Below are 14,685 nucleotides of genomic sequence, written 5' to 3' on the forward strand. Positions count from 1 at the left end.
TTACCGGTTACCTGTTTCCTGTCACCGGGCAAAAATCTGGAGATCACGACTAAATGCAGTGTGCTCGAAATTCAAGTCCTGGTAACTGGTAACTGGTAACCGGTACCCGTGGTAGGCATCAAGCGCCTCCGACTTCATCGGGGCAAGCGCTGCCTAGCTCTTCTTGTTCTCTTTATACCGCTTATCGGGCGTACCATTTTTCTTCATATGCTTTGTGGTATCAGCGGCTGCCTTGTTGGCTTTGTAACGCATATCGGGCGTGCCATCTTTTTTTGTTGGAGCAGCTTCTTTTTTTGTTGGAGCAGCTTCCTTTTTTGCCGGAGCTGCTTTTTTAGCGGGCGCAGCCTGTGCTTCTTTTTTAGCGGGCGCTGCCTGCGCATCTTTTTTAGCAGGGGCAGCTTGAGCTACTTTTTTAGGGGCCTCTTTTTTAGCCGGTGCGGTTTGAGCGAAGCCAAAACCTGCGCAAGCAAGCATCAGGCCTACAGCCATAATGAACTTTTTCATACGTGTCACTTTTTTTGTTTTTTTAATAAACCATTAAATGGGTATACATCAAATATAAATCCAAAGGACCAATTAAAAATTGCATTAACTTTCTATTAAAGAAATACTTTGGCATCAGTAGCCGAACGCATACTACAGTACCACAGCAACCGTATACCTACGTAAATGGCCCTGAAATACCGGGCAATGGCCAGGGACCCATTCTATTTTTTCAGGGGTACCGCCCATTTGTTTTATGAAGATCTGGCCAACGCCAGCGCCATGCCTCCTTCGCCCCTTACCTGGGTTTGCGGCGACCTGCATATTGAGAATTTTGGCAGCTTTAAAGCCGATAACCGGCTGGTATATTTCGATTTGAACGATTTTGACGAAGCCGCCCTGGCCCCCGCCAGCTGGGAACTGGTGCGTATGGTCACGAGCATTTTTGTGGCCCTGGTAACCATGGGCACCACCAACGCAGAGGCCAAAAACATGGCCTTATTATTCCTGGAAAGGTATGCCGCTGTAGCCGGCAAAGGCCGGGCGCGGTATATTGAACCACAAACCGCCAAAGGCATTGTTCGGTCGTTCCTGTTAAAGGTAAGTGAACGCAAACAGAAAGAACTGGTTAAAGAACGAACGGTAAAAAAGAACGGACAACTGGCATTACAGGCCGACAATAAACGCCTTTTTACAATTGACCCTTCCCTGGCTGCTTCCTTATCGGGTTTTATCAATGAGTGGTTAACGGCTAACCTGCTTCATAACCGTTTCAATGTTATAGACGCCGGTTTTCGTATAGCCGGAACAGGCAGCATTGGGGTTAATCGCTATGTGTTTTTACTGGAAAAAGTAAATGGCGACCGCAAATACCTGTTGCTTGATATGAAACAAACCCTTCCTTCCACGTTGCAATCACATTTAACCCCCTCCGAACGGCTCGGCCGGGCGGGCATTCAACAACCCGACTGGCATTCAGAAGCTGCCCGGGTGGTGGCCATTCAGGAACGCATGCAGAACATTTCCCCGGCACTGCTGGGTACGGGTATATTTAATAAAGAATCGTACGTAATTAAGGAAATGCAGCCAACGGCCGACAAGATCAATTTCGACCTGCTCGAAAACAGGTATAATGATATAGAAGAAGTGCTGGAGAATATGGCTTTGCTCACCGCATCTGCCCAATTGAGAAGTTCGGGCCGGCAGGGTGCGGCGGTAGCCGATGAGCTCATTGCCTTTGGCCGTGATTGTTCATGGATACCATCCATTATTAACTATGCCGGGCAGTATGCCCGCCAGGTAACAGCTGATTATAACAATTACCTGGGGGCTTATAATAGTGGTTATTTTGAGAATGTTTAACGTTTGCCTACCCAATGCGGATAAATAGGAATTTGTTCACTCACTGCATCCAGCTTTTGCAAATGGTGTTGCGATAAACGCCAACCGGTTGCTTCGAGGTTTTCAAGCAATTGCTTTTCGTTGCGGGCGCCAATAACAACATTTGAAACGGTGTTATTATTCAGCAGCCAGTTAATAGCCACCTGCGAAACTGTTTTTCCGGTTTCCGCAGCAACCCCGTCCAATACCTCTATCACATTATACAGGTGTTCGTCTGCCACCGGCGGTGCGCCTATTAATCCACCAGCTTTTACCCGGCCTTCGGGCAAAGGATTATTCCGCCTGATCTTACCGGTTAACCGTCCCCAGCCAAGCGGGCTCCAGACCATCAGTCCCAGTCCCTGATCTTGCAGCAATGGCATTAACTCCTGTTCATAATCCCTTCCTATGAGGGAATAATAGCCCTGGTAGATGATGTATTTTTCAAGGTTGTTCCTTTCTGAGATGACCAATGATTTCATAAGCTGCCAGGCAGTAAAATTCGAACAACCAATGTATCTTACTTTTCCACTGGTAACCAGATAGTCTAACGTTCTCAGGGTTTCCTCTACCGGAGTTTCATCATCGTACCCATGCATAAAATATACATCGATATAATCTGTACCCAAACGTTTCAGGCTGTCTTCAGCGGCTTTAATAAGGTGGAACCGGGAAGAACCTTTGTCATTCGGCTGTTCGCCCATACTGAAAGTGGCTTTGGTAGAAATGATGACTTTATCCCTTCTTCCCTTAATTGCTGCGCCCAGGATCTCTTCTGAAGCACCCTGCGAGTACACATTCGCGGTATCAAAAAAATTCAAGCCTCGTTCCAGACAGATATCAACAAGCCGGGTAGCGTCTTTTGCATCCGTTTCGCCCCAGCGTTGAAAAAACTCATTGGTTCCGCCAAATGTTCCGGTTCCCAGGCTTAATACCGGCACCTTCAACCCTGAATTACCTAATTTTCTGTATTCCATGTTTCCGATTTTCAATTGTGATAGATGATATGCTTTACTATCACAAAGTTGTATAACCGGTAACCGGGCAAAAAGGACATTTATCACGAAAATGATGTGATAATTATCACGCTAGTTATTATTGGCCAGGCGGCTAAGCGTTTCGCGGGTTACACCCAGGTAAGAAGCGATCAATGATTTGGGTACGCGTTGAAAAAGACCGGGATATTGTGTCAGCAGGTTTTCATACCGTTCTTTGGCGGTGCTGCTGATCAAACATAAGATCCTTCGCTGCAGGGCAATATAACCGGCCGTTGTTTTCTTTCTGAAGAAATATTCCATTTTCTGCATTTCCCGGCAAAGCTTCTCCCGGTTTTCCAGGGTAATGAACAGGGTTTCGCTGTCTTCGAGGCAATCGACCTGCAGCGTGGCCTTTGTTTCGTTATGATAAGCCTGCGGATCGGTTATCCACCAGTCCTGCATCGCGAATTGAATAATGTGTTCCCTGCCTTCAGGATTTATATGCGATGATTTCATGAGGCCGCTGAGCAGGAAATAGTCATTGTGAACGTATTCGCCTTCCCGGATGATGATCTGGTGCTTTTTGAATTTCTTTGAGGTGAAGTGAGACAGCACAAACGCATATTCTTCATCGGTCAATGACACAATGCGTTCGATCTGTTGCCGCAGGATGTTGCTCATGAGTTGTTGATTGAAAGTTGATGCCTACTTATTACTGCGTTTGATCACCAGGAAGTTGGCCAGCCACTGAAAGGCAACGAATGCTATAATAAATGCTTTTATAATGATTGTAGTAGCGCTATTGTTTGTAAATGCCATCCATATTGCAACCAGCCCGAATACAGCCATTGCAATAGTGTAGAGCATTATTGAATTGTACTTTGAAGGCCAAAACATCATGCCGCATAAAACCATCATGGCAAAGCCATAGATAGCCACCACCAGGTATTTATCCTGCATTGAGTATATAAACATAAACAGCCCACTCAACAAAACAACCAGGCTTATAGCAACAAAATTGGAACTCATTTTTTCCTTTTTGTTGAGCAGGAATTTGCCATAGGCATTAAACCGCAGGAACAAATTGCTGATTGGTTTTATGACCCAGGTTGAAAAAGCAAACAATGCCAGTACAATGACTACCGGAATAAGAAATGGCTGCAGGCTGGGGTTTGCATCTGCCAGCCTACTTAACGCCTGCGTACCAACAAAAAGCCCCACAATAAAAGCCCATTGATATTTGGCCGAAAGGTTACCCATCCAAAATGAGAACTTCAGGAACATTCTGTACACCGGATTGCTGGCTTTCAGCGCTTCAATCATTCCGCGTTGCGCATACTCAAAATTGGGATCGTTCTTCAACGCTTCCTTAAAATGCTTTAATGCCTTTTTATGATCGCCTTTCTCAAGCAGTCCCCAGCCATAGTTGGCATGCGTATAGGCATCATTGGGATTATATCGTAACGCACCTTCGATCGTTTGGAACGATTCGTTTTTTCTATTCAGCTTTATCAAAGCGGTACTTCGCACATTCAGGCCCAGCAGGTTTTCGGGGTCTACCGCCAATGCCTGATTGGCCAGGCGCAGGGATTCGTCAAACTGTTTGCGGCCTAATTTTATATGTGCCCACCAGGCAAAATAATCAGCTGTATAGGGATCCAGTTCAACGGCCTGTCTAATACTGTTTTCAGCATCATCATACTTATCTTTCTGAATATCGACCCGCGATTTAATGAAGTATAAATGCGGCGTATCAGGAGAAAGGCCAATGGCGTCTTCCACAATGCTTTCAGCCTGGCTTAACCGGTCCTGCTGCAAATTTATTTCTGCCAGCAGCGATAAATAATGAATATTGGTGGGCTCCTGGGCCAGTAACTGTCTTAATATTTTTTCTGCAGCGTCGTACTTCTTTTGTTGAATAAGAATACCAACTTTCGAGATGCTATGCTCCGTCATGTCACTTCTTTATTTTTAAATAGGATAGAATGTCGTCGTACAAACCGGCGTCATTGGCAAACATCGCAAAATTCTTTGCGGTCATAAACCATTCCTGGGTGCTTGCCTTATGCTTTTTAACGGCATTCAACAGGTCCTTTGTTTCAATGGGTTTGGGCACACCATCTTCGAAAGAGGATTCCAGTTTTAATTCAATAGCAATATCAATGATGGCATCAAGATCGGCGCCTGAGTAGTGTTCTGTCTTTTTTGCCAGCTGTGAATAATCGATGGAGCTAACCGGTTTGTTCTTCAATTTCAATTGTAAGATCGACTCGCGGGTTGTTTCGTCTGGCGGGGGAACAAACACGATGCGGTCGAACCGGCCCGGCCGTCTGAATGCAGGGTCCAGGTTCCAGGGCGTATTGGTGGCGCCAATGATCAAAACGCCTTCGTTGGTTTTATCTATTCCATCCAGCTCCTGTAGAAATTGATTGATGAGGTGGCGGCCGGCCGATTGTTTCATATCGCTTCTGCTGGCGCCCAACGCATCTATTTCATCAATAAACAAAATGCAGGGGGTATTAAAACGGGCCAGCTCGAATATTTCATGCAGGTTCTTCTCGCTGTTCCCGATCCACATGTCAAGGATATCGTTCAATCCTACGCTGATGAATTTTGCATTTACCTGTCCGGCAGTTGCTTTTGCCAGGAAGGTTTTTCCGCATCCCGGCGGGCCATACAACAAAATACCACCGCCTATCTTTTTACCGTATGCTTTGTACAGTTCAGGATGCAACAGGGGTTTTATGATCTTTAATTCGATCTCTTTTTTAACGGCGTCCATGCCGCCCACATCACTGAAATTGATGGAAGGCTTTTGTAAAAAACGGCTGTCGTATACCTCTTCTTCCGGTTCGCTGGTTTCACGGCCGCCTTTTACCCGCAACTGGCTATCGAGCTCCTCATCAAAGAAGTTCGGGTCAATGGACAATACTCTTTTATACGTTTCTATAGCCCGTGAAACAGAATTTTCTTTTAGCAACCCTTTGGCATACCAGGTAAGCGCCTCAAGATCTTCGTGGCCGTTCTCGATAAATTCTTCCAGTATTACATTACAGGCAGAATAATTTCCTTTTTTGTAGAAGACTTTCGCCAGCCCGATCGTTGCTTTTGTGTCGTTCGATGATTTCAGCACCAACCTGTATTCAACCTCTGCTTCTTCCAACCGGTTCAAACCCAATAAAGTGTCGGCCAGCAGCAATCTTAATGGCGTATTATTGGGTGAGTGTTTTAATGCTTCCCGCAAACTCTCAATTGTGTTCTCGTTCATTATTATTTCGTATTACTGTCGACTTGAATATTTCTTAATGGAACGTTAAAACGGCGAGCAGGGTCATTATCTCCTCCGGTCCAAATTCCAAAACGGGCGAAATATACAAAATAGCCGGTAACAACGGTGTTTCAATTTAAGACCGGTTACAAAATATCCATTGAACGTCCTGTTGATCGGTGCGGGCGCAGGTGGCGGGGAAATGATCAATGCATACAGCCCATGTATACATCCTGTTTAACTATTTTTGTGGTTGGAATTTTATTTTTCAGGAGCGCAGCTACACTATCAGCTGCCTTTTGTTCGGCGTACATGCCGGCTACCGCTACCATTTTTAATTTATCTGCGTTCTCATCATCGAATTCATTCGACATTTCTATACTAACGAAATTACCTTCATGGTATGGTCTTCTTGGATAATATTCACCCCGGTATATTTCATCATCAGAATTGTCTGGAACAACGATCCCTTTTCCTGATTTATAAATACGGTCAAGCATACTGAACTTTGAGCTCAGGATGGTAACAGCATTTGATGAAATGCTTTTTAAAGAATCGAAGTTATGGCCGGTAGCCACTTCAACAATATAATAGGGTGCATTTTGCGAACCGGTGTCAGATACAGAGAGTTTATCAAAATCAATCGCGGTATCAGAAGCAGCTGCTACTTTCAGTGTGTCTGTTGGAACCTTATTGGCTGAAGCGGGTTTTTGTGAGCAGGAGGCAAGTAGCAATAAAATAACAAAAGAGCTTATTGGTGTAATAGTGCGCCTTACTGGTGTGTACATAGTAATTGATTGGGTTTGCCGTAAGAATACAAATAAATTTCATTTCCGGCAACCGGCAACAACAAAACAAATATACAAACGACCTATTACAGGCTCAGCGAATTGGATGGTCAAAAAGACTTTACCTATAATACCCAAACTCCTTTAACACCTACAATCCATTGTTGAATCTATCCTGCAACCCTAGCCGGGCATCCTTTGCACTACACGTATCCGTTTATTGAAAACCAGTTTGCCTTTTATAAATACTTTCAAATAATATCGTTGTGGTGAGCGGTAAGAAAGATCATATTGAAATACACCTTCTTTAAGATTATGATATTGGTGTTCTTCCACCACTTCATTATTGCCGCCATCGGCAACAATTTGAACCAACGGATCTTGTGGCCCATTGCTGAAATAATCCATCGTTACATTCCCTTTCGTCATTGTCGGAAACAGACCAACTAATATTTCCTCACTGGGCTTTGACCATTGCAGGCTATCGGGCGACACTATAAATTCATAATTCAATGAGTTGCCAAAGTCTGATTCAAAGTTTTTCAACAGCTGTCCTTTTGCATCCAGTAACTGGCAGGTTCCGCGTCCGGCTTTAACCGCATACCAGAATTCAAGCCCATTTCCTGCTGTATCCTGCACGTCAAAACGATAACCACCCGGCTGCAGCTCAATGGTATCCCTATACAAAGTATCTTTTTTGAGCGACCCCAACGGGCGTTCAAAAACGGATTGTCCCGCAACATTTTTAACACTGAAACTATTATCCATGGGCCGGTTATTCGTCCTGAATTGTATAATGACCTTATTGCCGTGAACGGGAACGCTTTGAAAATTGCTTATGATCTTATTATCGGCCAGGTAGCCGTCCTTTTTGCCGTTTGGCTCATCAATAACAACAGCAAACTCATTCAGCCCTTTATTACTTTCAATATTTCCCGGCAAAGAGATCTCTTCGGTTTGATTGAAAGCAAGATCACCTTTCCATTTGAAAACCCGGGTAGGAAATCCTTTGGTTCCATACCTGATAAGACAGGAAGTTAAATTCGAAGCGCCATTGTTTTTAATAACGATAACCGGGTTTATACAGGCCGGATTCTTTCTGCGGTAAATATCAGTTGTTGATGGCACTATTACTTCTTCGAGCGAAGCATCGGTTGTTGAGGCAGGTGAAGCATATTCGATGAGGTAGGCAAAAATATTTTCCTGCACATTGCGATCGCTCGTTTGGTAAGGCTCCATTTGAATATCGAATACATTTTCCTGTTTGGCAACGATCGGCTCACTAAGGACCTCAGGTTGGTTCAAATACCCGGGGCACCAGTTGGCGCGATCGATCACCCAGGTGCCGGCTTGTGGATACAACGGATTATCACCGCATTTTTTCCAGAGGTTTGTTTTCTTTGCCAGCTTGTTATTCCACCATATTTCCCGGTAACGGCTGCAAAATTCGCCACAATCGGAACTATCCATTCCATGGCCTGTTTGCAATACATACAACCGTGCATTAGTGCTTTTGTCTGCGGGTTGAAAGCGGTAAGGGCGCAGCTCATTCTCTATGGGCGCCGCCGCATTCCCATACTGGAACGTGGCGTTATAAACCGGGTGAAAGGCTACCGGCTGGGCTATTGCCGGTCCTTTAATGAAAGAAAAAGCCAGTTGGATCTTCCAGCCGCGATCTTTATTTTCTTCATACCCCGAATGAATATATTCTATTTCAACGCTGTCTCTTAACACCAGACTGAAATCGGTAATCTCAACCTGCCATTGAAAATGCCAGTCTTTTGAAAAAGCGCCGCCATAAGGCGTAAGCATTTGAGCAATGGTATAGTTGAGAACGGGAGCGCTTTGACTACCCTTCCGTTTCAGCACGATGCGGTCTGAATAATCCCAGTCGGCACAACGCATGGAATCGGGACAGCCAAATTTCACATACAGCATGATCTTTCGTATGGGCAAATCTTTGCCGGGGAACAGGGCCCAGCGACTGTAGGGGTTCACGCCTTTTGATGGATCGGTCACCACTTTATCAAATGAAACTACAACGGTGGAAGTATCAGAAGCAAAGGAAACAATTCCCTGCACCATACAGGCAAACAGAAAGATTGCTGTCCTTTGCCATTTGATAAAAGTTCTGGTTGTTCTCATATTACCTGGCTTCATAATGTACAAAGAAAAGCCATTAGCAATACAGTGAGCATAAAAAAATTGAATTACTTCTTAAGAAGGCGCTTTATATACTCATAGTTACAATCCTTTTCGTCGAGTATTTTCATAACAAACGTTTGCGCTTTTGTATCAGCGGTAATATTAGTCCAGTTATAGGCATCTTCGGTTTGTTTGGCTAGGAAAGAGACCTGGTTCATATAATTATTGTTTATCTGAAAATATTTTCGGAATTAATTTTCTGCAAACGAAATACGACAAAGTGTTAATCACTCCAAGCATACATCCCATCAGAAAAAGATTCACTGCAACCATTGCCTCTGGTTTTCCATTTACCAATAATATTAATAGTGATGCTACCGAAATAAATAAAGCAAATGCAAGTATTTTAATTATGTAACTGGAAAAGCCTTTATTATTTACGTGCCTGTTCAATAGCTCAGCTATGGTCAGTTGATAAAAAGTGGTTATGGCAACTATTACAAAAATACTAACCAGGTAAAAAGTGTTGCTAAGGTTATATACCTCGCAGTCTTTGACATCGGTCTCTAAAGTATGTTTATCAATAAGCCAAAAACAGCCAACAAAAACAGTCGTTCCAATTGTAACTGGAACGACTGTATTGATCAATATGTTAAGAATCTTATTCATCATTTATAATTTTTAGGGTCAAACCCCTCTAAATAACTGATCTTCCATATTCCGTTATTCCCGGATGCTTTTACCTTATACATAAACCCACCGCCCCAGGTCCAGGAGAAGGTTGCCTGATCATTAATGATCTTGAGATCTGTAATTCTTAAAATATCCCAAAAATTATCCTGGGGAGTATCCTGACAATTGCACCAGGGATTGGTATCATCTCCAAATGGTGACAGCTCTCCAACCTGCCAGGTCTTTATTCCATTTTGTAATTCCGAATCAATATGTGTAGCAATGGCCGCATAATTTGTGATAAACTGCTGGTCGAAATAATTGCTTTTTACAATGGTATTTAGCAGCTTATTATACGCATCCCAATTTATTCCGGAATATAAAGTATCTGAAGGTTTATTTGTTTCCACATCAAAATCTAAAGGATGATCTATTTTTTCATGCCATTCATACATCTGCCTGACGAGTTTCGTCAATGCAATACTGTCCTTACTGTTATCAGCATTTTTAACAGTGGGGCTTTCTACCTTACCAGAGCTTCCTGCATTATTGCAACCTGCTAACAATAATAATGTACTTACAATGAAAACAACTGAATTTACAATTTTCATCTTATGAATTTAGTAATTAATTCTCCGGCAACGAATACCACCTCCGGTAAACCTTGTGGATATAGGTTGCCAGTAAAACGAGTAATAATAACGAACCGCCGATCTCTGCATACAGAAAATAATGGTCCCAAATACCTTTTGGATCAAATGGAGTATCTACCTGTTTATAATGCCGGTTCCTCGCAATGGCACGACACCAGCCAACGATCACTATAGGCAAAATTGTTATAATAAATACAAACAGGTTGATTCCGATACCTGTTATTGCGAATCTTTTTTTGTTTGCCCATGCTGCCAGTGAAAAAATGAAAAACAGGAACACATAAATAACAAACATGGCATAAACAGCTATTTCATCAAAATGGGAAAATGAAAATAGCAACGCTGAAAAAATAACCAGTAATACGCCCGTCAGCAATGACAGAAAAAATGCGCGCACAGTTGAATGTCTGAAAATAAAGATCAGCAAAGTGATACCCAGGGTTAAATAATAAAATATTCTCACCCCTTCAGTCAGCCACCTGCCTTCCCAGCGGTATTTCTTTACAACAACATTTGAAATACTACTATTTACAGGTTCTAGCTGATATTTATCATAAATCCTCGCAAATGGACCAGGACGCTCAACATCAGCCGCTCCCCAATCCAATTTTTCAGAGTACCTGTATTTATGAAGCAATACATTTAGTTCTTTACTGATCTTTTCCCGGGCGGCCGGTGCAGGTGGATGCCTATGTATTTTGTGAAAAAGTTCAAAAGCAGTTAACACCTTCGTTTTTGTATTATCATCTGCTGAATAGCCGGAAACAAAATCAAAGGGCGGCGTATTGTACATCAGATACATGGTATCATTCATCTTAATCAAACTATCTGTCATGCTCATAGTTCTATAAAACCCTGCAGAATCTAACCTGAAAAAAAGAGGTTTCTCTTTCGCCGTATCTAAATCATTGTAGTCGGAATAACGCAATGCATCCTCAGATATTTCATTCTCACTTTTTTTCAGGACTATGGTATCGTATCTCCAGGCTGTCTTATATAAAGAGTATTCCAGCTGGCCTAATTTAAAGTTGATATCATTTACATCCCGCACTATTTCTTCGTCGCCATAAGCAATATTTGCTCTAATGCTTTCAACAACCGGATGTACGAAGGCAAACAATATAATAATGCCTGTAGCAATAAAATATAAGATAAACGAAACAAGCCCATGCATTGGCTTAATGTTACCATACTTTTTAAATACATTGAACCGAAGCAGGTATATAAGCCATACAATAAGCCCTATTACTGAAATAATTGATACAAACCCTATCCAGTATTCAGTGGTGGAGTTGGCCCTTACATCCTTTGGTTCCAGAAAACAAAGCGCCGCAAGAGTCAGTATAAACAAAATACCATAATACAATACCAGCTGTATACGCGTACTCCAAATGCCGGGATTATTCAGCAATAATTTCTGCTCAGCTCTTTTAAGAAACCCTGGCATCAGGGGTCTTTCTATATTCATGGGTAATAGTATTAAATAAAGCGTTTGGTTGAATGGGTAATGTCGCGGAAGTAGGTAATGGGAATATTTCCTTTGACCAGTTTTGCTAAAATATCCTGTGCCCGCAAAGCGGAGGAAGTAATGGTATAGAAGCCGCCATTATATTGTAATACGCCCTGTCCATTCAACGCATTCACCAACGCCGCTCTGCTGGCGGTTGTTTCCAGTTCCACCACGAATGCGGTGGCAGTCTTTTCCAGTTCACCGGTCCTGAACAAACACGAACCATTTTTGATAAGCAATACAGTATCTGCAATTTTTTCTACCTCGTGCAATTGCTGCGAGCTCAACAGTATGCCCATGGGGTTGTGCACCGATTTGGCCATGAACTGCAGATCGGTCAAAATGCTTTGCTGTGCATTGATGTCAAGATTGGCTAACGGCTCATCCAATATCAGCAGCCTGGGTTTCTGTAATAAAATGCGTGCTATCTCGAACCGGGTGCGGTAGCCGCTGCTGATCTGGCTCCAGGTAAGATGGGCATAAGGCGTGAGATCGAGCCGTTCGAGCATGAAGTCAACCATAACGTTATTCACTTCACCAGTGACTCCCGAAATGGCTGCGGAAAAGTGGAGATTGTCTTTTAATGATCCATACCACCTGGGTATACGCTGCGGTATAAATGCGAGGTGGTGTTTTATATCGTAGTGATCAGGTTCTTTTAGCTGTGCAAAATCAAGGTCGCCCGAATCCAATGCCAGTTGCCCCGCTATACAACGCAACAGGGTGGTTTTACCATTGCCATTCTCCCCTACCACGCCAATCACATCACCGGTATGTATCTGAAGGCTTATTGGCCGCAAACTGAAATTACCTGCAGCATACGTTTTAATAATGTCCCGGGCGGTGACCAACAGGGTGGTTTGATAAGTAAACCGTTCGGTAGCATTATTGATCCTGTTCAGTAGTGCATGGGCCGATTCAAAGAAAGCTGGTGGTACTATCGTTTCTTTATATTGCCGGTAACTTTGGCTAACCTGAATGGCTTCTTTTAGCAATGTCATATCGGCCGTATCAAGCGAAGCATCCAGTATCCGTCTTACTGCTAATGAATGGTCATTGTGCTGCAGGTAGCTTTGAATTTCTCCAATTCTTGTATGCATGGGGTTTTTGGTTGGTATAAAGATGCAGGAAAAAAAAGAAAATTGAAATACCAAACGCAAAAGCTCCGCCCCTTATTTTCATAAAGTAATGCTAATTCCAAAACAGATGCCGTATTTTTACTATACAAAAAGTCCCGTCACGGCTACACCAGGACGGGACTTTTTATTTTACCAGATACCCATATAATCAGTATAGAGGATCTTTTTAAAGGTAGTACCTCCCGGCGATCGAAGGCGTATATGATCAAATGGCTTCGAGGGAAAGAAGATCGAAGTCATAACCGTAATCCCATCATCTGCAAACAATTCCACAGAACTAACATCAATGACCAGCTTAAGGTCCATACTACCTGTTTTGCGTAGCCGGGGTGCTACCGCCCGGCCGGCAAAATCTTTCTGAAAATCTACCTTACCCGATCTGCTGCGGTCAATATAATATTGCTGTTGCTTACTGTCATATCCAATTTCCAGTTCTTCCCCGGCATCGTTGGCAAGAATGACCGCAAAATCATTGGGCTTTTCGAGGTTCAGGTCAAGACGGCCGGGTAATACAATTTTACTGGCTTTCGTACCCACTTCAAATGTATTTTGAACACGTATATTTTGCCAGGCAACCGGGTTCAGGCGGATCGCATTCAATTCTGCTACCGGCGTTGAAGCTATATACCTGCTCGTACCCGCCTGTTTTATCGTTAACTCGCGGGGTACCGTCATCGCATTGCGCCAGGTGGTGGTGGGCACTACGTTCGCATACTGCCAGTTGCTCATCCAACCCAGAAATAGCTTTCTGTTTCCTGTGTTGCTCCAGGTGATTCCGGCATATTCATCGGGCCCATAGTCGAGCCATCTGGTAGCGCTATCTGCAGGTGTAAATTTATTACCGTTAAAATCACCCATAAAATATTGGGTAGCCGAACCGCCATTAGGCCCACCGGGGTTCAGGTTAACGATGAGCACCCACACCTTCTTTCCGTTATCTTCTAGCGTGAAAAGATCGGGACATTCCCATACGCCACCATGCGCGCCCAGTTCCTTTCCAAATTCGCTTTCTTTTGTCCAGCCCTTTAAATCGGGAGAAGAATAAAAGGTGATCCGGTCTTTGGTGGCCAGGGTCATGATCCATTTCTTTTCCGGTTCATACCACGATACTTTGGGATCGCGGAAATCGGTAATGCCCGGGTTCTTCAGCACCGGATTACCGGCATATTTCGTCCAGGTTTTTCCGTTATCGACACTATACGCCAGGCTTTGGTTCTGAAAATTGTTCCGGCCAGCTTTCTCTCCGTTGGGGTCATGATGTGTAAAGATGGCTACCAATGGCGGCTGACCATTTTTGCCAAACCCCGATGTATTATTCTTATCCACTACCGCGCTGCCCGAAAATATATAGCCAAGGCTATCGGGGAAAAGTGCCACCGGCTGCTGCTGCCAGTGAACCAGGTCTTTACTGGTGGCATGCCCCCAATGCATAGGTCCCCATACGGTACTGTCGGGATAATATTGAAAGAATAAATGATATACGCCGTTATAATATACCATTCCGTTGGGATCGTTGGTCCATTTTTCGCGGGGCGAAAAATGGACCTGTGGACGATACATTTCATGATATACGGTCTGTGCATGCAATGATGCGGCACAGCAGGTTGAGATAATACATATAGCAGCAAAAACCAGTCTCATTGTATTAAACAGGATTTGTTTACAATATT

At 43.5% G+C, this 14,685-nt stretch carries 14 protein-coding genes; 1 reads left to right on the forward strand and 13 read right to left on the reverse strand.

Annotation, left to right across the window (positions count from 1 at the left end):
* Window positions 1–153 precede the first annotated feature (153 nt).
* Window positions 154–504 carry a hypothetical protein gene (locus A3860_RS18330; protein WP_081148222.1) on the reverse strand — a complete coding sequence of 117 codons (351 nt, stop codon included), beginning with the start codon at window positions 502–504 and terminating at the stop codon, window positions 154–156.
* A gap of 165 nt (window positions 505–669) precedes the next feature.
* Here A3860_RS18330 and A3860_RS18335 point away from each other — a divergent pair, with 165 nt between their 5' ends.
* Window positions 670–1,845, forward strand: coding sequence for a DUF2252 domain-containing protein (locus A3860_RS18335; RefSeq protein WP_081148224.1), 1,176 nt, complete (start codon window positions 670–672; stop codon window positions 1,843–1,845).
* Here the strand turns inward: A3860_RS18335 and A3860_RS18340 are convergent.
* The 12 genes from A3860_RS18340 to A3860_RS18390 form a co-directional block, all read right to left on the reverse strand.
* Window positions 1,842–2,840, reverse strand: a complete 999-nt coding sequence (locus tag A3860_RS18340) for an aldo/keto reductase (RefSeq protein WP_081148226.1) — start codon at window positions 2,838–2,840, stop codon at window positions 1,842–1,844. The two genes, A3860_RS18335 and A3860_RS18340, sit on opposite strands and share 4 nt — an antisense overlap.
* Window positions 2,841–2,951: 111 nt before the next feature.
* The gene (locus A3860_RS18345) at window positions 2,952–3,521 is read right to left on the reverse strand and encodes a Crp/Fnr family transcriptional regulator (RefSeq protein ID WP_081148228.1); all 570 of its coding nucleotides are present in this window, start codon (window positions 3,519–3,521) and stop codon (window positions 2,952–2,954) included.
* A 24-nt stretch (window positions 3,522–3,545) separates the two neighbouring features.
* A complete protein-coding gene (locus A3860_RS18350) occupies window positions 3,546–4,796 on the reverse strand; it encodes a tetratricopeptide repeat protein (protein ID WP_081148230.1) in 1,251 nt (416 codons plus the stop codon).
* Window position 4,797: 1 nt separating this feature from the next.
* Window positions 4,798–6,108: an ATP-binding protein gene (locus A3860_RS18355; protein WP_081148232.1), complete on the reverse strand. Its 1,311-nt coding sequence runs from the start codon at window positions 6,106–6,108 to the stop codon at window positions 4,798–4,800.
* Between the two features lie 206 nt (window positions 6,109–6,314).
* Complete coding sequence (locus A3860_RS18360; protein ID WP_081148234.1) at window positions 6,315–6,896, reverse strand: hypothetical protein; 582 nt, start codon at window positions 6,894–6,896, stop codon at window positions 6,315–6,317.
* A 183-nt stretch (window positions 6,897–7,079) separates the two neighbouring features.
* Entirely contained in the window at window positions 7,080–9,041 is a 1,962-nt protein-coding gene (locus A3860_RS18365) for a peptide-N-glycosidase F-related protein (RefSeq protein WP_158085300.1), read from the reverse strand.
* A gap of 65 nt (window positions 9,042–9,106) precedes the next feature.
* On the reverse strand, window positions 9,107–9,259 hold the full coding sequence (locus tag A3860_RS41140; protein WP_158085301.1) for a hypothetical protein: 153 nt from the start codon (window positions 9,257–9,259) through the stop codon (window positions 9,107–9,109).
* Between the two features lie 4 nt (window positions 9,260–9,263).
* Window positions 9,264–9,713 (reverse strand): hypothetical protein, encoded by a 450-nt coding sequence (locus A3860_RS18370; protein ID WP_081148238.1) that lies wholly within the window; start codon window positions 9,711–9,713, stop codon window positions 9,264–9,266.
* The gene (locus A3860_RS18375) at window positions 9,710–10,324 is read right to left on the reverse strand and encodes a hypothetical protein (RefSeq protein WP_081148240.1); all 615 of its coding nucleotides are present in this window, start codon (window positions 10,322–10,324) and stop codon (window positions 9,710–9,712) included. Before A3860_RS18375 ends, A3860_RS18370 begins: the two co-directional genes overlap by 4 nt.
* 16 nt (window positions 10,325–10,340) lie before the next feature.
* Window positions 10,341–11,834, reverse strand: coding sequence for a hypothetical protein (locus tag A3860_RS18380; protein ID WP_081148242.1), 1,494 nt, complete (start codon window positions 11,832–11,834; stop codon window positions 10,341–10,343).
* An 11-nt stretch (window positions 11,835–11,845) separates the two neighbouring features.
* The gene (locus A3860_RS18385; protein ID WP_143774168.1) at window positions 11,846–12,976 is read right to left on the reverse strand and encodes an ABC transporter ATP-binding protein; all 1,131 of its coding nucleotides are present in this window, start codon (window positions 12,974–12,976) and stop codon (window positions 11,846–11,848) included.
* Window positions 12,977–13,144: 168 nt separating this feature from the next.
* Window positions 13,145–14,656, reverse strand: a complete 1,512-nt coding sequence (locus tag A3860_RS18390; RefSeq protein ID WP_081148246.1) for a glycoside hydrolase family 32 protein — start codon at window positions 14,654–14,656, stop codon at window positions 13,145–13,147.
* Window positions 14,657–14,685 lie beyond the last annotated feature (29 nt).

It is taken from the genome of Niastella vici, assembly GCF_002077945.1.
Classification (GTDB): domain Bacteria; phylum Bacteroidota; class Bacteroidia; order Chitinophagales; family Chitinophagaceae; genus Niastella; species Niastella vici.